Source organism: Enterobacter sp. E1 (assembly GCF_016809815.1).
Classification (GTDB): domain Bacteria; phylum Pseudomonadota; class Gammaproteobacteria; order Enterobacterales; family Enterobacteriaceae; genus Enterobacter; species Enterobacter adelaidei.
The window spans coordinates 80414-104719 of sequence record NZ_JAFBJM010000013.1 but is presented as its reverse complement, the minus strand read 5'-3'; the positions used below and the strand labels follow the sequence as shown (position 1 = coordinate 104719).

At 54.1% G+C, this 24306-nt stretch carries 19 protein-coding genes and 1 riboswitch; of the genes, 6 read left to right on the top strand and 13 right to left on the bottom strand.

Annotation, left to right across the window (positions count from 1 at the left end):
• Window positions 1-310 precede the first annotated feature (310 nt).
• Window positions 311-1162 (bottom strand): glutamate racemase, encoded by an 852-nt coding sequence (gene murI, locus JGF26_RS21480; RefSeq protein WP_028018084.1) that lies wholly within the window; start codon window positions 1160-1162, stop codon window positions 311-313.
• Window positions 1107-2960: a TonB-dependent vitamin B12 receptor BtuB gene (btuB, locus tag JGF26_RS21475; RefSeq protein WP_134708671.1), complete on the bottom strand. Its 1854-nt coding sequence runs from the start codon at window positions 2958-2960 to the stop codon at window positions 1107-1109. Before btuB ends, murI begins: the two co-directional genes overlap by 56 nt.
• A 65-nt stretch (window positions 2961-3025) precedes the next feature.
• Window positions 3026-3202, bottom strand: a riboswitch (cobalamin riboswitch).
• Between the two features lie 104 nt (window positions 3203-3306).
• On the opposite strand from btuB, the gene trmA reads away from it, so the two are divergent.
• Entirely contained in the window at window positions 3307-4407 is a 1101-nt protein-coding gene (gene trmA, locus JGF26_RS21470; RefSeq protein ID WP_134708673.1) for a tRNA (uridine(54)-C5)-methyltransferase TrmA, read from the top strand.
• Window positions 4408-4462: 55 nt separating this feature from the next.
• Here trmA and JGF26_RS21465 read toward each other — a convergent pair whose 3' ends face one another.
• Together JGF26_RS21465 and fabR are read right to left on the bottom strand one after the other, a co-directional pair.
• Complete coding sequence (locus JGF26_RS21465) at window positions 4463-4822, bottom strand: YijD family membrane protein (protein WP_008501783.1); 360 nt, start codon at window positions 4820-4822, stop codon at window positions 4463-4465.
• A gap of 9 nt (window positions 4823-4831) precedes the next feature.
• Window positions 4832-5470, bottom strand: coding sequence for an HTH-type transcriptional repressor FabR (fabR, locus tag JGF26_RS21460; protein WP_028018088.1), 639 nt, complete (start codon window positions 5468-5470; stop codon window positions 4832-4834).
• Between the two features lie 196 nt (window positions 5471-5666).
• Here fabR and sthA point away from each other — a divergent pair, with 196 nt between their 5' ends.
• The gene (gene sthA / locus JGF26_RS21455) at window positions 5667-7067 is read left to right on the top strand and encodes a Si-specific NAD(P)(+) transhydrogenase (RefSeq protein WP_028018089.1); all 1401 of its coding nucleotides are present in this window, start codon (window positions 5667-5669) and stop codon (window positions 7065-7067) included.
• Here the strand turns inward: sthA and oxyR are convergent.
• The 4 genes from oxyR to argC all read right to left on the bottom strand — a co-directional run bounded on the left by oxyR (window position 7041) and on the right by argC (window position 11507).
• The gene (gene oxyR, locus JGF26_RS21450; protein WP_028018090.1) at window positions 7041-7967 is read right to left on the bottom strand and encodes a DNA-binding transcriptional regulator OxyR; all 927 of its coding nucleotides are present in this window, start codon (window positions 7965-7967) and stop codon (window positions 7041-7043) included. The two genes, sthA and oxyR, sit on opposite strands and share 27 nt — an antisense overlap.
• Before the next feature lie 304 nt (window positions 7968-8271).
• Window positions 8272-9645, bottom strand: coding sequence for an argininosuccinate lyase (argH, locus tag JGF26_RS21445; RefSeq protein ID WP_028018091.1), 1374 nt, complete (start codon window positions 9643-9645; stop codon window positions 8272-8274).
• A 74-nt stretch (window positions 9646-9719) separates the two neighbouring features.
• Window positions 9720-10496, bottom strand: a complete 777-nt coding sequence (argB, locus tag JGF26_RS21440; protein ID WP_108091191.1) for an acetylglutamate kinase — start codon at window positions 10494-10496, stop codon at window positions 9720-9722.
• 6 nt (window positions 10497-10502) lie between these two features.
• Window positions 10503-11507: an N-acetyl-gamma-glutamyl-phosphate reductase gene (argC, locus tag JGF26_RS21435; RefSeq protein WP_134708675.1), complete on the bottom strand. Its 1005-nt coding sequence runs from the start codon at window positions 11505-11507 to the stop codon at window positions 10503-10505.
• A gap of 88 nt (window positions 11508-11595) precedes the next feature.
• Between argC and argE the strand changes: the two genes are divergently transcribed.
• From argE to JGF26_RS21420, 3 genes are all read left to right on the top strand, one after another.
• Window positions 11596-12747, top strand: coding sequence for an acetylornithine deacetylase (gene argE / locus JGF26_RS21430; RefSeq protein ID WP_028018094.1), 1152 nt, complete (start codon window positions 11596-11598; stop codon window positions 12745-12747).
• A 246-nt stretch (window positions 12748-12993) separates the two neighbouring features.
• Window positions 12994-15645 carry a phosphoenolpyruvate carboxylase gene (gene ppc / locus JGF26_RS21425; protein WP_028018095.1) on the top strand — a complete coding sequence of 884 codons (2652 nt, stop codon included), beginning with the start codon at window positions 12994-12996 and terminating at the stop codon, window positions 15643-15645.
• Window positions 15646-15699: 54 nt separating this feature from the next.
• A complete protein-coding gene (locus JGF26_RS21420; RefSeq protein ID WP_028018096.1) occupies window positions 15700-16548 on the top strand; it encodes an AraC family transcriptional regulator in 849 nt (282 codons plus the stop codon).
• On the opposite strand, the gene JGF26_RS21415 is transcribed toward JGF26_RS21420, so the two are convergent.
• Genes JGF26_RS21415 through JGF26_RS21395 form a run of 5 tightly spaced genes read right to left on the bottom strand, consistent with a single transcriptional unit; the run spans window position 16535 to window position 21496 of the window.
• Window positions 16535-16891 (bottom strand): PTS fructose-like transporter subunit IIB, encoded by a 357-nt coding sequence (locus JGF26_RS21415; RefSeq protein WP_028018097.1) that lies wholly within the window; start codon window positions 16889-16891, stop codon window positions 16535-16537. The genes JGF26_RS21420 and JGF26_RS21415 overlap by 14 nt on opposite strands.
• A gap of 2 nt (window positions 16892-16893) precedes the next feature.
• On the bottom strand, window positions 16894-17769 hold the full coding sequence (locus tag JGF26_RS21410; protein ID WP_134708677.1) for a [formate-C-acetyltransferase]-activating enzyme: 876 nt from the start codon (window positions 17767-17769) through the stop codon (window positions 16894-16896).
• Complete coding sequence (locus JGF26_RS21405; RefSeq protein ID WP_134708679.1) at window positions 17735-20029, bottom strand: formate C-acetyltransferase; 2295 nt, start codon at window positions 20027-20029, stop codon at window positions 17735-17737. Before JGF26_RS21405 ends, JGF26_RS21410 begins: the two co-directional genes overlap by 35 nt.
• A gap of 52 nt (window positions 20030-20081) precedes the next feature.
• Complete coding sequence (locus JGF26_RS21400) at window positions 20082-20402, bottom strand: PTS fructose-like transporter subunit IIB (RefSeq protein ID WP_028018100.1); 321 nt, start codon at window positions 20400-20402, stop codon at window positions 20082-20084.
• 14 nt (window positions 20403-20416) lie between these two features.
• Window positions 20417-21496, bottom strand: a complete 1080-nt coding sequence (locus tag JGF26_RS21395) for a PTS fructose transporter subunit EIIC (RefSeq protein WP_134708681.1) — start codon at window positions 21494-21496, stop codon at window positions 20417-20419.
• A gap of 306 nt (window positions 21497-21802) precedes the next feature.
• Here JGF26_RS21395 and ptsP point away from each other — a divergent pair, with 306 nt between their 5' ends.
• Complete coding sequence (ptsP, locus tag JGF26_RS21390) at window positions 21803-24304, top strand: phosphoenolpyruvate--protein phosphotransferase (protein ID WP_134708683.1); 2502 nt, start codon at window positions 21803-21805, stop codon at window positions 24302-24304.
• The last annotated feature ends 2 nt before the right edge of the window (window positions 24305-24306 follow it).

The window sequence follows — 24306 nt, the reverse complement described above, 5'->3', positions numbered from 1 at the left end:
GTCCGAGGACGTTAAGAATCCATGTCACTTTGAGTGCCCACACAGATTGTCTGATAAATTGTTAAAGAGCAGTTGCAACGCGGCTTTCAGCTCACCGTTGCGAGGTGGCGTATATTACGCTTTCCTCATTCAGAGTCAAGCGATTATTTTCACTTTTCTCTGTTGGTGTTCATCTCTGAACCCCGCTAACCCGGCGGCTTGTAAGCCGTTGTTCCGTGTCAGTGGAGGCGCATTATAGGGAGTTCTCAGACGTTGACAACCCCTCTTTTGAAAAAAACTTTCAACCGCCTCTTTTTTGCTCAAAACCGTGCTACAACGCCAGTTTTTCGAGCGTTTCAAAGCCGTAACGATGTAAAACGGGCAAAAGTTGTTCAGTTTCTTTTGTGATCGCCATACAAAAAGCGATATTTGCATCGGTAGATTTTGCATCTGGCGCTTCATGTTCCAACAGCCAGGCAGTACGACGCGCAATGGCCGCACCGGAATCCACCAGACGAGTCCCCTCTGGCAGAACAGCCAGAAGCTCTTCCTGTAAAAGAGGGAAATGGGTACATCCCAGAACAACGGTGTCTGGCGGCTCCGGCATCCGCAACCACGGGCGCAAAATGCGGCGCAGCTCTTCCAGCGAAACAGCGTGTCCATGCAACTTCGCTTCAGCCATTTCGACAAGCTCCGCCGATCCGAGCATTGCTATCTGGCATTCATTAGCAAATCGGTCGATCAGTTCACGCGTATAAGGACGCTTCACGGTGCCACGTGTTGCCAGCAAACCAACGATACCGTTCGCCGTCAGACGCGCGGCTGGCTTTATTGCAGGAACGACGCCCACAACCGGGAACTGGAATTTTTCACGCAAGGCAGGAAGGGAAACCGTACTCGCCGTATTGCAGGCGATAACCGCCAGCGCAAGGGGGTAACGCTTTTGTACCGCGGTAACAATTTCAACCACACGCTCAACAATAAACTCTTCGCTTTTTTCCCCGTACGGAAAAGCGACGTTATCAAAAGCGTAGATGTAATGGAGATTCGGCAGGAGATGCCGAATCTCATCATAGACCGAAAGCCCACCAACGCCGGAATCAAACACCAGTACAGTGGGACGCGGATCAGAAGGTGTAGCTGCCAGACAAGGTGTATTCCCGTCCTGCAGTTTGATAGCCATAAACTGTCTCGTAATCTTTATCGAACAGATTGGCTATTTTACCACGAACTGTGAGGTGAGAGGTGACAGGATATGAAACTGCGATATCCCACAAACTTACGCCACCCATTTTCACACGTTCTGACGCATAGGTATTCGGATCGATCGCAACGTCGTAACGAGTTCCCAGATAACGGTACGCCAGATTCCAGTCGAGATCCCAGACCTGCCAGTCAAGCTGATACTTAACCTGCTGCTTAGAGCGGCGTGCCAGGACTTCGTTGGTTTTCGCATTACGTGGGTCAACATAATCGTAAGAAATCTGATGGCCTACCGGGCCAGTGTCAAACTGCGCCGTGGTTTCCACGCCTTTGATACGCGCTTCATCAACGTTGTAGTAACGGTATGTATGCGGATCGCTGCTGATCAGATTATCAATATCATTACGATAACCTGTAATACGCCAGTTAACCGGTCCCGTCAGGCCTTCAAAACCTCCTTCCCACTGCTTACTCTCTTCCGGTTTAAGGTCCGGATTACCATAGTTCGCACTGTGGATCTGACTCATCGTAGGCGCTTTAAATGCGGTACCGTAGGAGGCTATCACGCGATAACCATCCACAAACTCCCACGCTGCGCTGGTTTGCCATGTTCCATGGTTACCAAAGTTGGAGTTGTCGTCATTACGCGCCGCCGCTTCCAGCGTCACGCTGTTGAACTGCTGCATCGCTGAAACGAACACGCCGGTATTACGCTGCTCGTAACCTTTATCCAGGTAGCCCGTTCCGGCCTGCGTCTTCTGCTTTTGCCAGTCCAGTCCTGCACCAATGTTGCCGTGACCGACTTCAACAGTATTGAGCCACTGGGTGGTGTACTGCTTCACATCATCCATCGTTGCGGAATCAGCATAGCGCCCTTTCTTCGGGTCATAGTTCTGATCTTTACTGCGACCGTAACCCGCCACCAGTTGCGACTGGAAAATCCCCTGGTTGTAACGTAGTCCCGTATCCCAGTTCTGGCTGTAGAGCTGGCGAGTATCCGGTCGCCCATCAACCATAAAGTTGGCGTCATAGTGATCGTAACCGTCATACGCCGTGCGGTTGTCATAACCAAAACCACGGAAGAAGCCGCTCACGCTGTCGGTAATCTGCTGTTCCACAGAACCGTACAGTGACTTACTCATAAAGCCATCGCGGTCAGGCTGACGCGGTGCGTCCTGGGCTGCAATATCAAAACCACGGGTATAGGTATAGTTACCCGCCATCGTGATCCTGGTTTTATCAAGAACCTGCTGGAAAGAGCCATCATAGGTTTGGTAACCCTTAGACCCCACACCTGCAGAAATTTCCGCGCCCGGTTTATCGCGTCCGGTAATGATGTTGATCACACCGCCAATCGCGTCAGAACCATACAGGGCCGAACGTGGGCCACGAATGTATTCAATACGCTGAATCAGGGAAGTCGGGATCTGGCTCAGGTCAGGTACGTTGCTGATCCCGGCGTTATTCAAAGGAATACCGTCAATCAGCACCAGCACATGGCGAGATTCAGTTCCGCGAATAAATGTCGAAGAGTTCGAGCCCATTCCACCGCTTTGCGCGATATCCACGCCAGGCAGACGTGACATGATTTCCACCACACTCTTTGCCTGCCAGCGTTCAATATCTTCACGCGTCACAACAGATGTCGGAGCCAGAACGGTTTTTGCCGGTTGTTCAAAACGGTTTGCAGTCACCACCAACGAGTCTGCGCTATCCTGCGCCCAGCCCGAAAATGCCGTGACGGACAACGCCGTCAGCAGCGATACTTTTTTAATCATTGTTAAAGCATCCACAATATAAGAAGGATGCCGCAGGATTCATCTATAGCACGCGATGATGAAACCAAATGCGACGTGATCCCGGCAGGTCTTCGGGCTAGGTGGCTTTAGAAGGATGAAGACTTCCCATTTTCACAGTGTCTACAACGCTCATCCCGCCAGTCTTTACCGCTGCGCGTCAGCTCCAGATTTACACTGGATTCCCTTTTCACTCTCAGGAGACCGGAAACAGAATGCTACAATTAGACACGTATAGATGTCCAGATAGCTATTAGCCATTAAATCTGGACATCCCCTGAACAATGCCTACAATCCCCGCGTAATTCTTTATCACTCAGGACGCATCATGACCCCAGAACACCTCCCGACAGAACAGTACGACGCGCAGCTGGCAGAGAAAGTTGTCCGCCTGCAAAGTATGATGACGCCTTTCAACGCGCCCGTTCCCGAGGTGTTCCGCTCTCCTGTCAGCCACTACCGCATGCGCGCCGAGTTCCGCATCTGGCACGACGGTGACGACCTGTACCACATCATTTTTGATCAGCAGACAAAATCCCGTATCCGCGTAGACAGTTTTCCGGCGGCAAGCGAGCTGATTAACCAGCTCATGACCCACATTATGGACGGTGTGCGCACCAACCCAGTGCTGCGCAATAAGCTGTTCCAGATTGACTACCTGACTACCCAAAGTAACCAGGCGATTGTCTCTCTGCTGTATCACAAAGCGCTGAATGACGAGTGGCGCGAGCAGGCAGAAGCCCTGCGCGATGCGCTGCGCGCGCAGAACATCAATGTTCATCTGATTGGCCGTGCTACCAAAACCAAAATCATGCTGGATCAGGATTACATCGACGAGCGTCTGCCGGTGGCGGGTAAAGAGATGGTGTATCGTCAGGTAGAGAACAGCTTCACCCAGCCGAACGCCGCGATGAACGTGCAGATGCTTGAGTGGGCGCTGAAGGCGACGGAAGGGTCGACGGGCGATCTGCTTGAGCTGTACTGCGGTAACGGCAACTTCTCGCTGGCGCTGGCGCGTAACTTCGATCGCGTCCTGGCAACGGAAATCGCCAAGCCGTCGGTGGTCGCAGCGCAGTACAACATTGCCGCTAATCATATCGACAACGTGCAGATCATTCGTATGGCCGCAGAAGAGTTCACGCAGGCCATGAACGGCGTACGCGAGTTTAACCGCCTCCAGGGCATTGATCTGAAGAGCTACCAGTGTGAGACGATTTTTGTCGATCCGCCGCGCAGTGGCCTGGACAGCGAAACCGAAAAAATGGTGCAGGCGTACCCGCGTATTTTGTACATCTCCTGTAATCCGGAGACGCTATGCAAGAACCTCGAAACATTAAGCCAGACGCACAAGGTTGAACGTCTGGCGCTGTTCGATCAGTTCCCGTATACGCACCATATGGAGTGTGGTGTACTGCTCACGGCGAAGTAATTATCTGGCGTTTTTGGCAGGTGGCGCTTCGCTCACCTGCCCTACAAATAATTCATTACTCTGGTAACTGGCTCTTACGGCTACGCATGCGCGAGCCAATCCAGAACACCAGCGCCACAGACAGTACCGCAGGGAAGAAGTTAGAGCCGATATCCGGATACTCGGCACGCACCACAGTGCTATACAGCAACACACCCAGAATAAAGCAGGCGGCAGCCAACCCCGGTAACCCGACCGGCATAGTGCGGTTCAGGTAACGTTGATGCAGACAGTAAACCGTCAGCACCAGTGCAATTAGCGGGAAAATCGAAAAAGGTACGATTGAGCTAAAAATAGCGGCAAACGTACCATTAATGGATAAGCCAGCGATCAATGCCAGCAACAGCGTCCCTTTATCCTGACCTGACTGTTTCATTACTCACCTTCACTCTTCGGTTTGATGTGCCAGTTTCTCTTGTTCACGGCGATACCAGTAGTACGCACCTTTAGAAATCATGCGAAGCTGTAATACCAGTCGCTCTTCGAGCTGCTTGCGTTGTTCAATGCTGATATCCAGCGCTTCGGCACCCGCGCTGAAAACAATCGTCACCATCGCCTCAGCCTGTGCTTCAGTAAACGCACGCGGCATATGGTTTTCGAGTTCAAGATAGTCGGCAAGTTCCGCGATGAAATGCTGAATTTCACGCGCGACGGCAGCACGAAACGCCGCAGAGGTTCCGGAACGCTCGCGCAGAAGCAGACGAAACGCGTTGGGGTTATTGCCGATAAATTCCATAAAGGTCGACACGGAGGTGCGGATCACGCTGCCGCCTTTTGCGATACGCTGACGCGCCTGGCGCATGAGCTGACGCAGCATCAGACCACTTTCGTCGACCATGGTCAGACCCAGTTCATCCACATCACGGAAGTGACGATAGAAGGACGTTGGCGCAATCCCGGCCTCGCGCGCAACTTCACGCAGGCTCAAACTGGCAAAACTACGCTCGGCACTCAGTTGACTGAATGCGGCTTCCACCAGCGAACGCCGGGTTTTCTCTTTTTGTTGTGCTCTTACGCCCATCACGATAGTTGAATCCTTCCAAAGGCCTGATGGCACTATACCAGAGAATAAAATTAATCTGTTTGCCTGGCTTTGTGAATGATTGTTTACGCGCGGTTTGTGCTTCACTGCCCGAAAAAAGCACAACGATAATTGGGTTACTCTGGCAATGATGTTATGATTCTGTTGCTTTTATGTATAAGAACAGGTAAGCCTTGCCATGCCACATTCCTACGATTACGACGCAATAGTTATTGGTTCCGGCCCCGGCGGCGAAGGTGCTGCTATGGGTCTGGTGAAACAGGGAGCCCGAGTAGCGGTCATTGAGCGCTACCATAATGTTGGCGGCGGTTGCACCCACTGGGGCACCATCCCTTCGAAAGCCCTCCGCCACGCCGTTAGCCGCATTATCGAATTTAACCAGAACCCTCTCTACAGCGACCACTCCCGACTTCTTCGTTCATCCTTTGCCGACATCCTGAATCACGCGGATACCGTCATTAACCAGCAGACACGTATGCGTCAGGGGTTTTATGAGCGTAACCACTGTGAAATTTTGCAGGGTAACGCGCATTTTGTTGATGAGCACACCCTGGCGCTCGAATGCCACGACGGTTCGGTTGAAACCATCACCGCTGAAAAATTCGTTATTGCCTGCGGCTCACGCCCGTACCACCCGGCCGATGTAGATTTCTCGCACCCACGCATCTACGACAGTGACTCCATCCTCAGCCTGCACCACGAACCACGCCACGTGATTATCTATGGCGCTGGGGTGATTGGCTGCGAATATGCGTCGATCTTCCGGGGCATGGAGGTCAAAGTTGACCTGATCAACACCCGCGATCGCCTGCTGGCCTTCCTCGACCAGGAGATGTCGGATTCCCTCTCGTATCACTTCTGGAACAGCGGTGTCGTCATTCGCCACAACGAAGAGTACGAGAAAATCGAAGGCTGCGATGACGGTGTGATCATGCACCTGAAATCTGGCAAGAAGCTGAAAGCCGACTGCCTGCTGTATGCCAACGGCCGTACCGGTAACACCGATTCGCTGGCGCTGGAAAACATTGGTCTGGAAACCGACAGTCGCGGTCAGTTGAAGGTCAACAGTATGTACCAGACCGCCCTGCCGCACGTTTATGCAGTCGGGGATGTTATTGGCTATCCAAGTCTCGCGTCAGCAGCCTACGACCAGGGACGCATTGCGGCTCAGGCGCTGGTGAAAGGCGAAGCAACGGCGCATCTGATTGAAGATATTCCGACAGGGATTTACACCATCCCGGAAATTAGCTCAGTCGGGAAAACCGAACAGCAACTGACGGCCATGAAAGTCCCTTACGAGGTAGGTCGTGCCCAGTTTAAACATCTGGCGCGCGCGCAAATCGTGGGGATGAGTGTGGGAACGCTGAAGATTTTGTTCCATCGCGAGACGAAAGAGATCCTCGGTATTCACTGCTTTGGTGAACGCGCGGCGGAAATCATTCATATCGGCCAGGCGATAATGGAGCAAAAAGGGGGTGGTAACACCATCGAGTACTTCGTTAACACCACCTTTAACTACCCGACCATGGCAGAAGCCTATCGGGTAGCGGCACTAAACGGTCTGAACCGCCTGTTTTAACGCGCTGTCAAAGTGGCCATCCATTGAACTCCGGATGGCCTCTGCCAGCTGCTCATAGCGGCTGCGCAGCGGCGAACCCGGGCGATAAACCAGGCCAATCGTTCGGCGCGGCTCTGGCTTAATGCACGGCAGGTACACCACGCCATCTCGCGTGCGTTCTCGCGGTACGGCCAGCGCTGGCAGCAGTGTGATACCACTTCCCGCCGCCACCATGTTACGCAGCGTTTCCAGGCTGGTTGCGCGGAAATGGGTATCTTCATCAGCACCCGCTTCAAAGCAAAAACCCATCGCCTGATCGCGCAGGCAGTGGCCATCTTCCAGCATCAGCAGCTTCTCGCCGGCCAGATCGGCCATCGGCACGCGATCGCGGTTCGCCCACGGGTGATCTTGATAGATCGCCAGCATCATCGGCTCATCAAACAGCGGCACCTCAATAAAGGCTTCGCTCTCTTTGACCAGCGCCAGAATGGCACAGTCGAGCTTACCGCTATCTAACTGCGCCAGCAGCTGATGGGTCTGCGCTTCATGCAGGTACATTTCAAGTTTCGGGAACGTCTGGTGCAGCATCGGAATGATGTGCGGTAACAGGTACGGGCCAACGGTTGGGATCAGGCCAATATGCAGTGGGCCTGACATCGTTTCCCCCTGCTGGCTTGCCATTTCCTTGAGCACTTTGACCTCGCGCAGCACGGTGCGCGCCTGATCAACCAGCAAAAGACCTGCCTGGGTGAACAGTACCTTACGACTGGTGCGCTCCAGCAGCATCACACCCAGCTCATCCTCCAGCTTGCGGATCTGACCGCTCAGTGTAGGCTGGCTGACGTGGCAGGAATCTGCCGCGCGGCGAAAATGACGGTGCTCGGCTAACGCTACCAGGTATTCAAGATCACGAATATTCATTATTCATCCTCCGTCGCCACGATAGTTCATGGCGATAGATAGCATAGCAACGAACGATTATCCCTATCAAGCATTCTGTTGAATAATACACCACATAGACGAGGCGGCACGTGTTTGACCCAAAACGACCCCGCTCCGTCAGCGAGTTTCTCTCAAAACTCGAACAACTAAAGCCAACGTGAACTTTTGCGGACCCCGTGGTCCGCTTTTTTTTTGCGTAAAAAAGCCTGGCGTTAAGCCAGGCTCCGTTTTTCTCCCACTCCCCGTGGGAGAGGGCCGGGGTGAGGGCACCCGCCCGCACAGTTTAAACTAAGCGGTTTTTCGCATCCGCAATCGCCTGCGCGACCTGCTTAGGTGACACGCCGCCTTTCGCCGCACGCTTATCCAGGCAAGACTGTAATGCCAGAATCGGATAAACATCATCCCCGATAACCGCACTGAACTTCTGCAGCTCGGCAAGCGCCAGATCTTCCAGCGGTTTACCCTGGCGAATCGCTTCCACTACCGCTTCGCCCACAATATGGTGCGCTTCACGGAACGGTACGCCTTTCGCAACGAGGTAATCCGCCAGCTCAGTGGAGTTTGCATACCCCTGCTGCGCCGCTTCCTGGCAACGCGGGCGTTTCACCTGAATACCATCCAGCACCAGTGCGCCCATATGCAGACAGTCCAGCCAGGTGTCGAGCGCGTCGAACAGCCCTTCTTTGTCTTCCTGCATATCTTTGTTATACGCCAGCGGCAGCCCTTTCAGGGTCATCATCATGCCGGTCAGCGCGCCCTGGACGCGGCCACACTTGCCGCGGATAAGCTCCAGCGCATCCGGGTTTTTCTTCTGCGGCATCAGGGAAGAACCTGAAGTCACACGGTCAGACAACTCGACAAACCCGGCCTCACCGGAGTTGAAGAAGATCAGGTCTTCTGCGAAACGCGACAGGTGAACCATGCCGATAGAAGCATTTGAGAGCAGTTCCAGCACGTGGTCACGGTCAGACACGCTGTCCAGGCTGTTACGGGTGGCAGAGGCAAAGCCCAACCAGCCTGCCAGCTGTTCACGGTCAATTTCATACGCCGTACCGGCCAGCGCGCCGCTACCCAGCGGACTCACGTCCAGACGTTTCAGAGTATCCTGCAGACGGCTTTCATCACGCGCCAGCATCTCGACATAGGCCAGGCACCAGTGCGCAAACGTCACTGGCTGCGCACGCTGCAGATGGGTGTAACCCGGCATGACCGCGTCCTGGTTATTCTGAGCGGTTTCCACCAGCGCACTCTGCAGTTGACGGTTAGCGGCCAGCAGTTCGCCAACGGTATCTTTACACCACAGCTTCAGATCGGTTGCGACCTGGTCGTTACGGCTACGGCCAGTGTGCAGCTTCTTACCCAACTGACCGACTTTATCGATCAGTTTGCCTTCTACCCAGCTGTGAATGTCTTCGGCATCACTCTGGAGAATTTGCTCCGGGTTCAGACGCACTTCTTCCAGCAGGTTGTTCAGCGCTTCTTCCAGTTGCTGCTGTTCCTCTGCGGTCAGTACCCCCACGGTAACCAGCGCTTTGGACCAGGCCACAGAGCCGACAATATCCTGTTCGGCCAGGCGGTAGTCGAAGCGCAAAGAGTCGTTGAACTGTTTGAACCGCTGATCCGCTGCCTGTGTAAAACGCCCACCCCAAAGTGCCATAACATCGTTCCTTTATTCGTTAGTTCCGCCGGGTAGCGATACGCTTGCCCGGCCTGCGGTCATTCAAAAAAAACTTACGCTAAAATACGCGTGCCAATCGGCGTGCCGTTAAACAGCGCCGGGAGTTGCTCCGCGTGACGCCAGGAGGCGATATCTACCGGGCGGCCGAGCGTGCGCGCGGCATCCAGTGCAGCGTTCACTTTGACGATCATACCGTCGGTAATAATGCCCTGCGCAATCAGCTGCTCGGCTTTCGCCGCCGTCATTTCCGCAATGCGCTGACCTTTGCCGTCCAGAATACCGCTCACGTCGGAAAGCAGGATCAGGTCTGCGCCCAGCGTTGCCGCCAGTGCCGTTGCCGCCTGGTCCGCATTCACGTTCATCAGCTCACCCTCTTCGGTGACACCGATAGAACTGACCACCGGCAGGAAACCACCGTCCAGCAACGTGTTAATCAGCTTAGGCGAACCTGGCTGCGCCAGTCCAACATGACCGAGTTCTTCGTCGAGCTGAGTCACTTTTACGCTATCGCCATCGCCCAGGTAGAGGCCAACGGAAGCAATATGGTGTTTCTTCGCCCATGCCAGTAGCGTTTTGTTCGCCGTCCCCGCCAGCGCACCGGTGATGATGTCAATCTGATCGGCAGGTGTAACGCGCAGACCATTTTTCTTTTTCACCGGCAGGTTGAGCCCTTTCATCAGCTCATCCACCACGCAGCCGCCACCGTGAACAATCACCAGCGGACGTTGGTGCGATTCGCGATAGTTAACCAGCGCGGTAAAAAGACGCTCCAGCGCTTCTTCGCTGTCCAGCAGTACACCACCGAGTTTGATAATTAATGGGTTCATCATCACACCTTAAATAAGAGCCTGCGTTTCAGGGAAGCCGAAACGAATATTTGCGCACTGCATGGCCTGAGCGGCAGCGCCTTTGAGTAAGTTATCTTCTGCGGCGACCACAATCAGGTGCTCGTCCTGTACGGCAAAGCCGATATCGCAGAACGGCAGGCCGACTACGTTTTTCAGCGCCGGAACACCTTTTTCATACAGACGCACCAGCGGTTTATCTGCATACGCCTGAGTAAAGACCTCGCCCACCTGTTCTTTGGTCACACCCGGTTTCAGGCGGCAGGTAATGGTTTCGAGGATCCCTCTCGGGAAGCTGCCCAGATGCGGGGTAAAGATGACGTTCGCCCCAAGATGAGTAGTAATTTCAGGGTGATGACGGTGATTAAACACGCCATACGGCTGAAGGCTCACTTCGCAGAAGCTGTTGGAGATTGCGGCCTTGCGCCCTGCACCGCTCACGCCGCTGGTGGCGTTGATCACCGGCCACTGATTCAGATCCAGCAGGCCCGCGTCGATCAAAGGCTTAAGAGAAAGCTGCGCCGCCGTCGGGTAGCAACCCGGGACAGCAATCAGATCCGCTTCTTTCAGTTTGTCTGCGCTCCACTCCGCCAGGCCGTACACCGCTTTTTCAAGCAGATCCGGGTGCTGATGGGTAAAACCGTAATATTTTTCATAGAACGCGCCATCGTTAACACGGAACGCGCCAGAGAGGTCGAACACCACACAACCGGCCGCCAGAAATTGCGGTGCCAGGTCGTGGCTGACTTCGTGCGCAGTGGCCAAAAACACCACGTCGACGCCTTCGGTGAACTCACTGATGTCAGACATTGGCTGCAACGGCAGATCAACAATGCCCTTAAGTTGCGGATGCAAATCAGAAATTAACTTTCCTGCATCATTGCTTTGCGCTGACACGGTCAAAGCGGTTATGGTCATATGTGGATGGCGATTCACGTAGCTTACAAGCTCTGCGCCCGCATAACCGCTAGCGCCTACAATCAGCGTATTCAACATCGGGTTCCTTTATGCTCAACGTTAATGTATTTTTATTCACATTTATTGCATGAATATTGATACTATCACGACCTAAGGTGTGTCAACAATGAAAATGAACTTACCGCCATTTATCGAGATCTACCGCGCCCTGATTGCCACACCGTCCATCAGTGCAACCGAAGAAGCGCTGGATCAGAGCAATGAGTCTTTAATCAATCTGCTGGCGGGTTGGTTTAGCGATCTTGGGTTTAACGTTGAGGTTCAGCCCGTCCCCGGAACCCGCCACAAATTTAACCTGCTCGCCAGCACCGGAACCGGTGCGGGCGGCCTGCTGCTGGCCGGTCATACTGACACCGTACCGTTTGACGACGGCCGCTGGACGCGCGATCCGTTCACCCTGACCGAACATGACAACAAGCTCTACGGTCTGGGCACCGCCGACATGAAAGGATTCTTCGCCTTTATCCTCGACGCGCTGCGTGACGTCGACGTGACGAAACTGAAGAAACCGCTCTACATTCTGGCGACCGCCGATGAAGAAACCAGCATGGCGGGCGCTCGCTACTTTTCTGAAAACACGTCGATTCGCCCGGATTGCGCGATCATCGGCGAGCCAACGTCTCTGCAACCGATTCGCGCGCACAAAGGCCATATCTCGACGGCAGTGCGCGTGCTGGGCCAGTCCGGCCACTCCAGCGACCCGGCGCGCGGCGTGAATGCCATTGAGCTGATGCACGATGCCATCGGCCACATCATGCAGCTGCGTGATTCCCTGAAAGAGCGCTATCACCATGATTCGTTCACCGTTCCTTATCCGACGCTGAACCTCGGTAGCCTTCACGGCGGCGATGCCTCCAACCGTATCTGCGCCTGTTGCGAGCTGCACATGGATATCCGCCCGCTGCCGGGTATGACGCTGAGCGATCTGAACGGATTACTGACAGAAGCCCTTGCACCGGTGAGTGAACGCTGGCCAGGCCGTCTGACGGTTTCCGATCTGCATCCGCCAATTCCGGGCTATGAGTGCCCGCCGGATCACCAGTTGGTCGACGTGGTGGAAAAACTGCTCGGCGAGAAAACCGATGTGGTGAACTACTGCACCGAAGCGCCGTTTATTCAAACGCTCTGCCCGACGCTGGTCCTTGGTCCAGGCTCCATCAACCAGGCCCACCAGCCGGATGAATATCTGGAAACTCGCTTTATCAAGCCAACCCGCGAACTGATTACTCAGGTTGTGCATCACTTCTGCTGGCATTAATGACCTTTCCCCTCTCATCTGAGAGGGGAAAATATCGCGATCTCCGTCACATTCCCATAAGCATCACTTATCTGACGCGAAGCGAATTAAATTTCGTAAATTACCCACATTTATTCGTTTGCTGAACCGTTTTCGCAGCAATTGACGACGGGGGTTTTACGTGGCTTTATAAAGGGAGATGACAAAATAATGTCCAGAAGATTTTCGACTGGGCATAAACAAAAATGATGGGGTGACTGGGTTTTTATGAACGAACAATATTCCGCGTTGCGTAGTAATGTCAGTATGCTCGGCAAAGTGCTTGGAGATACCATCAAAGATGCGTTGGGGGAGAACATCCTCGACCGTGTTGAAACCATCCGCAAGCTATCGAAATCTTCTCGTGCAGGTAATGAGGCCAATCGTCAGGAGCTGCTAACCACGTTGCAGAACCTCTCTAACGATGAGCTGTTACCCGTTGCACGCGCATTCAGCCAGTTCCTTAACCTGGCAAACACCGCTGAGCAATACCACAGCATTTCGCCAAATGGTGAAGCTGCCAGTAACCCGGAAGTCATTGCCCGTACGCTTCGTAAACTCAAAGATCAGCCAGGCCTCAATGAAGACACCATCAAAAAAGCGGTGGAGTCCCTTTCGCTGGAGCTGGTACTGACCGCGCACCCAACCGAAATCACCCGTCGTACCCTGATCCACAAAATGGTGGAAGTGAACAACTGTCTGAAGCAGTTGGATAACAAAGACATCGCTGACTACGAGCGCAACCAGCTGATGCGCCGCCTGCGCCAGCTGATTGCCCAATCCTGGCACACCGATGAAATTCGTAAGCATCGCCCAAGCCCGGTTGATGAAGCCAAATGGGGCTTTGCGGTGGTAGAAAACAGCCTGTGGGAAGGGGTTCCGAACTACCTGCGCGAACTGAACGAACAGCTGGAAGAGAACCTGGGCTACCGCCTGCCGGTGGATTTTGTGCCAGTGCGCTTCACCTCCTGGATGGGCGGAGACCGCGACGGCAACCCGAACGTTACCGCAGAGATCACCCGTCATGTCCTGTTGCTGAGCCGCTGGAAGGCTACCGACCTGTTCCTGAAAGACATTCAGGTACTGATTTCCGAACTGTCGATGGTTGAAGCAACACCGGAACTGCGCGAGCTGGCTGGTGAAGAAGGTGCCAGCGAGCCGTATCGTTTCCTGATGAAAAAACTGCGCAGTCAACTGATGGCTACTCAGGCCTGGCTGGAAGCACGACTTAAAGGCCAGCGCCTGCCAAAACCCGAAGGTCTTCTGAGCCAGAACGAACAGCTCTGGGAGCCCCTGTACGCCTGTTATAAATCTCTGCAGGCCTGTGGGATGGGCATCATCGCGAACGGTGAGTTGCTTGATACCCTGCGCCGCGTGAAGTGTTTTGGCGTACCGCTGGTGCGTATCGATGTGCGTCAGGAGAGCACCCGTCATACCGAAGCCCTGGGCGAACTGACCCGCTATCTCGGCATCGGCGATTATGAAAGCTGGTCCGAAGCCGACAAGCAGGCCTTCCTGATCCGCGAACTGAACTCCAAACGTCCTTTGCTGCCTCGCAACTGGGAACCAAGCAACGACACCCGCGAAGTTCTCAACACCTGTAAAGCGATCGTTGATGCGCCGAAAGGATCGGTGGCGGCCTATGTGATCTCCATGGCGAAAACGCCGTCCGACGTGCTGGCTGTTCATCTCCTGCTGAAAGAAGCGGGTATCGACTACGCCCTGCCGGTCGCGCCGCTGTTTGAAACCCTCGATGACCTGAACAATGCCAATGATGTCATGACCCAGTTGCTGAACATCGACTGGTATCGTGGCTTTATTCAGGGTAAACAGATGGTCATGATTGGCTATTCTGACTCCGCAAAAGATGCGGGCGTAATGGCAGCATCCTGGGCCCAGTACCAGGCGCAAGATGCACTGATTAAAACCTGTGAGAAAGCCGGTATTGAGCTGACCCTGTTCCACGGACGCGGCGGTTCCATTGGCCGTGGCGGTGCACCTGCTCATGCCGCACTGCTGTCACAACCGCCGGGAAGTCTGAAAGGCGGCCTGCGCGTGACCGAGCAGGGCGAGATGATCCGCTTCAAGTACGGTCTGCCAGAAGTCACCATCAGCAGCCTGTCGCTTTACACCAGCGCTATTCTGGAAGCGAACCTGCTACCGCCGCCGGAGCCAAAAGCGTCCTGGTGTCATATTATGGACGAGCTGTCAGATATCTCCTGCGATCTGTACCGCGGCTACGTGCGTGAAAACAAAGACTTCGTACCTTACTTCCGTTCAGCGACGCCTGAGCAGGAGCTGGGTAAACTGCCGCTGGGCTCACGTCCTGCGAAGCGTCGCCCAACCGGTGGCGTAGAATCCCTGCGTGCTATCCCGTGGATCTTCGCCTGGACGCAGAACCGTTTGATGCTGCCAGCCTGGCTGGGTGCCGGTGCCGCGCTGCAGAAAGTGGTAGAAGATGGCAAACAGAGTGAGCTGGAAGCCATGTGCCGCGACTGGCCGTTCTTCTCTACCCGTCTGGGGATGCTGGAGATGGTCTTCTCGAAAGCTGACCTGTGGCTGGCGGAATACTACGATCAGCGCCTGGTGAAACCTGAGCTGTGGGCACTGGGTAAAGAGCTGCGCGAACTGCTGGAAGGTGACATCAAAGTGGTGCTGGATATCGCCAACGACTCACACCTGATGGCGGACCTGCCGTGGATTGCCGAGTCTATTCAGCTACGTAACATCTATACCGACCCGTTGAACGTCCTGCAGGCAGAACTGCTGCATCGTTCGCGTCTGGCGGAAGAAGAAGGTAAAGAGCCGGATCCACGCGTTGAACAGGCGCTGATGGTGACGATTGCAGGCGTTGCGGCAGGTATGCGTAACACCGGCTAATGCTTTATGCCCGGCAGCGCTGCGCTTGCCGGGCAATACCTCGGTATTCACATCATGCACCACGATATCACCCACATCCTGACTGACCTGATAAACGGCACGTTGCCTCTACGTCAGGTGCATTTTGCAAACTCAACATCCTCCGTTCCCGCACTTGCCTTGCAGGTCGATTTTCCTCGTCTGGAGATCGTGCTCGAAGGTTCGGTGAAAGACCTGGCTGCTTCCGTTTTACAGCAGGGTGATGTTTTATACGTTCCTGCTGGCGGCTGGAATGATCCGCAATGGCAAAAGCCCGCGACGACGTTGAGCATTCTGTTTGGCAAACAACAACTTGGGTTTAGCCTCCTGCACTGGGATGGCGTTGAAGTCCGTAACCTGGCAAAACGGCATGTTGCCCGCAGAGGTCCTCGTATTGGCTCATTCCTGCTACAAACGCTCCATGAAATGCAGATGCAGCCGCATGAGCAGCAAACCGCGCGGCTGATTATCGCCAGCCTGCTTAGCCACTGCGTCGACCTGCTGGGCAGCCAGATCCAAACCGCCTCGCGTAGTCAGGCTCTGTTTGAAGCGATTCGGGTCTATATTGACGAGCACTACGCCGCGCCGCTAACCCGTGAATCCGTGGCGCAGGCGTTTTACATCTCCCCCAACTATCTGTCGCATCTCTTCCAGAAAACAGGTGCAGTGGGTTTCAATGAATACCTGACGCATACCCGGCTGGAACACGCGCGTCAGTTGCTGAAAGGGTATGATTTAAAAGTGAAAGAGGTGGCACATGCCTGCGGGTTTGTTGACAGTAACTATTTCTGCCGGTTGTTCCGTAAAAACACAGAGCGATCCCCGTCAGAATACCGTCGCCAGTATCACAGCCAGCTAACAGGGAAAGTGGCTAGTCCAGAATGAGCTGAGTATGCTGCGGTGCGGAAAACATTTTACGCACCGCTCCCATCACCCTTTGCGGGTCACGTAAAAAGGCGTTAATCCCGCACTTCACGTAGCGGGTATGTTCGAAGCGTTCACTGCCAGCCAGTTCGATATCCGCGATCAGTAGAACAACATCGGCGCGACGAATATCGTCATCTGTGAGCTCGTTTTCAACGCCCAGAGCTCCCTGCGTCTCAATGTGAACGCTCCACTTCTCATGCAGGCAGAGTTTTTCAAGCCTTTCGGCTGCCATATAGGTATGTGCAACGCCACTGACACAAGCGGTCACCGCCACCAGGTGACGTTCCGTTATCACTGCCATACTTAACCTCCTACGGTGACATGGAAACCTTCGCGCTCAGCCATTTGACGCATCGCCGCAACCTCACTTTCTGTTGGCGGAACCACTTGCCGCATCCCCCACTCCTGACCAAGGAGACGATACTTTGGTTCCCCGTACTGATGGAACGGCAGTAAATGCAGTTGCCGTATTCCAGAAGGTAACAGAAACGCCAGCACGCGAGCCATGTTCGTTTCATTGAGCGTAAAACCCGGAATAAGCGGCACGCGAGGGATCACATTTACTCCGTCTGCCACCAGTTGCATAAAATTATCGAGCACTCTGGGCAGATTCATTGCTACCACTGAACGCGCCAGCTCCGTATCCATTATTTTCAAATCAAACAGCACTTCATCACACTGGTGCGCCAGTGGCAGTAAGCGAGATAAAGGCGCATCTCCTGCCGTTTCGATGGCTGTATGCACGCCATATCGACGCAGCCTCTGCAAAAGCAGTGTCGCAAAAGGTGCCTGCATCAACACTTCCCCTCCGGAGAGGGTGACGCCACCACCCGAAGAACGGAAGAACACATCGTCTTTCATTACCTCACGTTCGAGCACATCGAGCGTAACGTCTCTTCCAATATGCTCGAACGCGCCAGAAGGGCACTCATTAGCATCCCGCAGACAGGGGCTACAGTGCAAACATTTGCTCACGCGGCGCACTGTCTCGATTTTCGGTGAGATCGACTCAGGATTAGCACACCAGGGGCAGCGGTGAGGACAACCTTTAAAAAACACTACCGTACGAATGCCACGCCCATCATTCAACGAATAGCGCTGAATGTTGAAAATACGCGCCGCATCGGCGCGCGTTTCAACCTCGTCACAGCTGATGTGCTGTACGACGGATAATGTCATCCTGGATCTCCTTCGATAACTCAACAAAGAAGGCGCTGTATCCGGCAACCCGGACGACCAACCCAGCAAAATCCTGTGGGCGCTGCTGTGCTTCGCGTAGCGTGTCCGCGTTAACGATGTTGAACTGGATATGTTGCAGTTTAAGCTGGGTGAACGCGCGCAGAAAATCCGCCAGCTTTTGCAGCCCGGCATCGCCTTCCAGCGTCGCAGGCGTGAATTTAACGTTCAGAAGTGTACCGTTAGATAATAAATAGTTATCCAGCTTACTCACCGATTTCAGTACCGCCGTCGGGCCCTGCATATCTTGCCCGAGCATAGGAGAGAGCCCACCGTCTGCCAGCTGCTCACCTGCCAGGCGACCATCCGGTGTGGCACCCACGACTGCGCCCAGCGGTACGTGTGCCGACACGGTATATGAACCGGGGGTAAATTGCCCACCACGCGGGTTGCGGTATTTTTCGACCTCTTTACAGTAATGGCGCAGCAATTCAGCGCTGATATTGTCGACATCATCAATATCATTGCCGTATTTTTCGAAGCGGTTGATCAGCCTTGCACGCACTTTCTCGCCTTCAGGGGTCGCAAAATTGGCTTTTAACACGGCTAATAGCTCATCAAAACTTAAGCGTTGCTGTTCAAAAACCAGCCCTTTCAGAGCATGCAATGAGTCACTCAAATTCGCTATCCCTATCCCCTGCACGCCAGAGAAGTTATAGCGTGCACCGCCGTCGGTAATATCTCTCCCCGTAACCAGGCAATCACTGATAAACGAAGAGAGAAGCGGCACGGGCGCCCAGTCGCGGTGGCCGATATCGCAGATATTGCTCCCCTCGACCATCAGCGCAATGTAGTGATTAATTTTGGCGCGAATATGCCTCAGCAACTCTTCATAACTGAGATCCGCATTACCTTCGTTCTCCTGCATCGCGATTTCCATGACTTTCAGCAGGTTAAACATCGCGATATCGTGAAGGCCGTAGGTTTTACCCGGAATGGACAGTTCAACGCAGCCGACAACGGCGTAATCACGCGCATCTTCAAGTGACACACCACGATTCAGGAAAGCTGGCACCACCACTTCATCGTTAAATATCTGCGGAATACCGGTTCCCAGGCGGATCGTCTCTGCAGTTTTGAGCAGGAAAGGTCGGTCAATAAGTTCGTTCACTCGCACGCCAAGGTTGGGCTGCGGAAGCTGAACGCTCTGGTAGGCATCCAGGCACAGGAAGGAAAGCACATTCACCGCACTGCGACCACTCTCCGTCAGGCCGCCCAGCAGTGCAGTATATCCCGTCGGAAATCCGGCAAAATAACGTGCGCTGCTGGTCGAACGTAATAACACCACGTCATTGCACTTCACCCACAGTGATTCCAGAAGTTCTTGCAGAAACGCGGGATCGTCACCTTGCGAGAGCGAAGCCTGATAAAACGGCAACATATACTGATCAAAGCGCCCGATGGAGAGCGAGCTGGCGTTAGATTCGTACTGTAAAATAACGTTCATGTACCAGAATAGCTGACACGCCTGCCAGAACGTTTGCGGTTTATGCTGAACGTTATGACGAGAGTTTTCCGCAATCTTGAGTAATTCCTCGCGTCGAGAGCCATGGCTGATGGCAGCGACGTCTTCAGCCAGCACTGCATAGCGCAGAATGTGGCGCTGCGAGGCTTCAAGCAGAATCAGCGCCGCGGCATAGAAGGTGTTCTCCGTATCGCGGGTGCAGTGTTCACGCATTTCCTCTACCAGCGCACCCAGACCATTATTCAGCAGGCGTGGGTAATCAATGATGATATGCCCCTGCCCTTTATCCGTCTGATTGACGCTAAAAATCTGTGTCCCCACGGCGGCTTTCACTTCATCCGTCATCTGGCTGTTGATGAAATCTTTCATCGACCGTTTTTCCCACCAGGGATACAGCACTTCACGGTAGATCCGCTTATCCTCGTCGCTAATGTCGAAGCGATCCTGGGGTCGTGTGGCAAACTGATCCAACTCCTTAAGCAGCCAGTACGGGTCCATCTCAGGGGACATAATCCCTGCGCGCGGTTTAACGGTGCGGTTTCCGGCAATCAGTTCCTCATCACGAATCGCGATATTCACATGGTCGAGAATGTACGCCGTGGCTTTCGCGCGCCTGAGCATAACCGGCTCGCCTTCCGTCTGCTGATAACTGGCGGTATAGAGCAAAGCACGCTCAAGTGAGATTTCGCGCGGGTTAGCAAAGAGTGCGTCTTTCAGACGCTGGGTACGATTCGTCATGAGGTAACTCCTGTAACGGAAAAACGAGCCCGCCCCGAAGGGCGGGAGAGCATCAGGCGGTTTGTGTCAGGTGGGCATCAATTTTGTTCATGATGGCGTCAGCACGCTTTACCGCGTCGCTAATGTTGACGCGCACGATGGTTTTCCCGCTAAAACGCTCTTCGAATTTAATGCCGATATCTTTAGTCAGGATCACCATATCCGCTGCGGCGATATCCTCAGCCGTCAGTTCGTTCTCAAGACCTATCGACCCCTGCGTTTCAACTTTCACTTCCCAGCCTTTGGCTTTAGCGGCACTTTCCAGTGCTTCGGCCGCCATATAGGTATGCGCAACACCTGACGGGCATGCCGTTACTGCGATAATTCGGGCCATGTTCTCTTCCTCATTCAGTTAATTTCGAAATCCAGATCCAGGTCGTCCTCTTTTTCTTCGACCTGTTTTGCATTCTTGCGGGCAATACTTTTCAGCACGTTAACGCTGATGGCGGTAACCACCGCACCCACGGCTACTGCCGCGATGTAGCCCATTTTGCCCTCCACCACAGGGAGAACGATAAGCCCGCCCCATCCGGCATAACATTGTGCGCCCATCACGGCAGCCGTCACTGCACCGCACGCGGAGCCCAACATGATGGAAGGGATCACGCGCAGAGGATCGGCTGCAGCAAATGGAATCGCCCCTTCTGTGACCCCCACGCAGCCCATCACCAGTGCCGCTTTACCCGCTTCACGCTCTTCACCAGTAAAATTCTTGCGATTAATGAGCGTCGCCAGGCCTAACCCCAGCGGAGGCACACAGATACCCACCGCTGCGATTGCCACAACGGTGTAGACGCCCTGGGCAACACAAATCAACATAAAGGCATAGGCCACTTTGTTAATTGGCCCCCCCATATCGAAGGCCAGCATCAGCCCCATGATGACGGCCAGCACAACGATGCTGCCCTGCTGCATTCCTTGCAGCCACTGAGTTAACCCCGTGGTCAACGCCCCGACAGGCTCACCCAGGCCCCACATCATGATGCCCGCGGTAAGAAAAGTGCCGATGATAGGGATGATGAAGATAGGCATGACTGAGCGCAGCACTTTCGGAACCGGCAGTTTCTTCAGATACCAGACAACTATCCCACCGAGTATCCCGGCAATAATGGCGCCGAAGAAACCCGCACCGAAGCTGTTACCAACCCAGGCCGCAATCGCGCAAGGTGCAAGCGCGGCACGTTCGGCAATGGAATAGCCAATATAGGCGGCGAGGAAGGGGACCATCAGCGTTAACCCGGCCACGCCGATATCGAACAGTTTTTTCAGGTTGGGATCGGTTGCTGCATCCGGTACCGCGCCTTTGCCGTACAACATGACTGAAACCGCCAGCAAAATTCCGCCTGCAACCACGAACGGAATCATGTGCGACACACCTGTCATCAGATGCTGCCGCGTGTTCTTGAGAATATGCACCAACTCTTTCATATGTCGCTCCTGGCCTAAAGCCCTAAAGGTGTTGTGGCAAACAATAGGCAATCAGAAAGTCGGCGGACAGGAGACAAAAAGGCCATTTACTGGATTTTTGTAATGTTGAAATGAAAATGCGATCCGCCTCGACATTTCGCACAGACGGAAGCGTAAGACAAACCATCACAACCTGTGAGTCAAATCTCACTTTTCGAGTGATATTACATTTGTCCAGTTTTTGGCAGATTTGTCACATGGCGCGCGTCATCACCGCACTCGTATGCTGTTCCCCAATTAATGATGATTGGTTTGAGGAGTGTGTGTATGGCTCTGGTAGTGGAATTTACCTGTGAATTACCCAACGGGGTTCACGCGCGTCCGGCAAGTCATGTGGAAACGCTGTGCAATACGTTTAGCTCACAAATCGAATGGCACAACCTGCGCACTGGCCGTAAGGCCGATGCCAGAAGCGCACTGGCTCTTATTGGTACCGATACGCTGGCAGGTGATGCATGTCGCCTGGTGATTCAAGGGGAAGATGAGCAAAACGCCCATCAACAACTGGAACACTGGATCCGGGAAGAGTTCCCGCACTGTGATTCACCACTCGCAGAAACCATCACTACCGAGCTTGATCCATTACCAGAATCCCTCACGCGCCTTAACCCAACGCTGTTCCGCGCCATGCCTGTTTGCAGCGGTAGCGCCCAGGGTATTCTGACCTTACTGACCTCGTTGGATCTCAATGCACTGACTGATTTACCCGATGCGAAAAATGTTGAAGAAGAGCAGTCTGCGCTGAATAACGGTCTCACCCTGCTGGTGAAAAACATTGAGTTGCGTGCGATGGACAGCGAGAGTACCGCCAGCGCCATTCTCGATGCGCATCGATCGCTGGCGACGGATACCTCACTGCGCCAGCATCTTCTTGCAGGCGTGAGCCAGGGACTGAGCTGCGCGCAAGCAACAATCGCTACTGCAAACCATTTCTGCGATGCGTTTTCTCGTTCCAGTAGCAGCTACCTGCAGGAGCGGGTACTGGATGTGCGCGATGTCTGCTATCAACTTTTACAACACATTTATGGAGAACAACGCTTCCCGGTGCCAGGCCAGTTGACGCAGCCGACCGTCTGCCTTGCAGACGACCTCACTCCCGGTCAGTTCCTGGAACTGGATAAAACATTACTCAAAGGGCTGCTGTTAAAGAGCGGCGGAACCACTTCGCACACCGTTATTCTTGCGCGCTCCTTCAATATTCCCACGCTGGTCGGCGTCGATAGCGAAGGTCTTCTTCAATGGCGCAACCAGCCTGTCTTCGTAGATGGCAATGCGGGCGCGGTTGTGGTCAATGCCAGTGATGCGGTGGTGCGCTACTATCAGCAGGAAGCACGAGTACAACAGGCGATCCGCGAGCAGCAACGCATCTGGCTTGATCGGGAAGCCAGAACATCAGATGACCTGCGCATTGAGATTGCCGCGAACATCGCTCATGCAGTGGAAGCCGTGGCGGCATTTGGTAACGGTGCCGAAGGCGTTGGCCTGTTCCGCACCGAAATGCTGTATATGGATCGCACCAGCGCCCCCGGTGAAAACGAGCTGTACAACATTTTCTGCCAGGCCCTTGAAAGTGCAAATGAGCGCAGCATTATCGTGCGTACTATGGATATCGGAGGCGATAAACCGGTGGAGTACCTGAACATACCGGCAGAAAACAACCCCTTCCTCGGCTACCGCGCAGTACGTATCTACGAAGAGTATGCAACGCTTTTCACCACCCAGCTTCGGGCGATCCTGCGCGCCTCTGCTCACGGCAACCTGAAGATCATGATCCCGATGATCTCCTCCATGGAAGAGATCCTGTGGGTTAAAGAGAAGCTTGCCGAAGCGAAGCAGCAGCTTCGTACTGAACATATTCCATTTGATGAAAAAATCCCGCTCGGCATCATGCTGGAAGTGCCCTCGGTGATGTTCATCATCGATCAATGCTGCGAAGAAATTGATTTCTTTAGTATCGGCAGCAATGACCTGACGCAGTATCTCCTGGCCGTCGACCGTGACAACGCCAAAGTCACGCGCCATTACAACAGCCTGAACCCGGCTTTCCTGCGCGCACTGGATTACGCGGTACAGGCCGTCCATCGCCAGGGAAAATGGATTGGCCTGTGCGGTGAGCTGGGTGCAAAAGGTTCTGTGTTGCCATTGCTGGTAGGTTTGGGCCTGGACGAACTCAGTATGGGGTCGCCTGCTATCCCTGCGACCAAAGCGCGCCTGGCACAGCTTGATAGCCGCGCCTGCCGCCAGTTGTTGAACCAGGCCATGGCGTGTCGCACCTCGCTTGAAGTGGAACACCTGCTCGCCCAGTTCCGCATGAATCAGCAGGATACACCGCTGGTGACACCACGCTGCATTTCTCTGGAAAACGACTGGAACAGCAAAGAAGAGGTCATGAAAGGCATGACCGATAACCTTTTGCTCGCTGGGCGTTGCCGCTATCCGCGCAAGCTGGAAGCCGATCTGTGGGCGCGCGAAGCCGTATTTTCTACCGGGCTGGGTTTTAGTTTTGCCATCCCACACAGCAAATCGGAGCACATTGAGCAATCCACCATCAGCGTTGCACGCCTGAAAGCCCCCGTCATGTGGGGAGATGAGGAAGCGCAATTCATCATCATGCTGACGCTGAACAAACACGCCGCAGGCGACCAGCACATGCGAATTTTCTCACGCCTGGCACGTCGCATCATGCATGAAGATTTCCGCAACGCGCTGGTGAACGCCAGCTCCGGGGAGGCTATTGCTTCTCTGCTGCAACACGAATTAGAACTTTAATA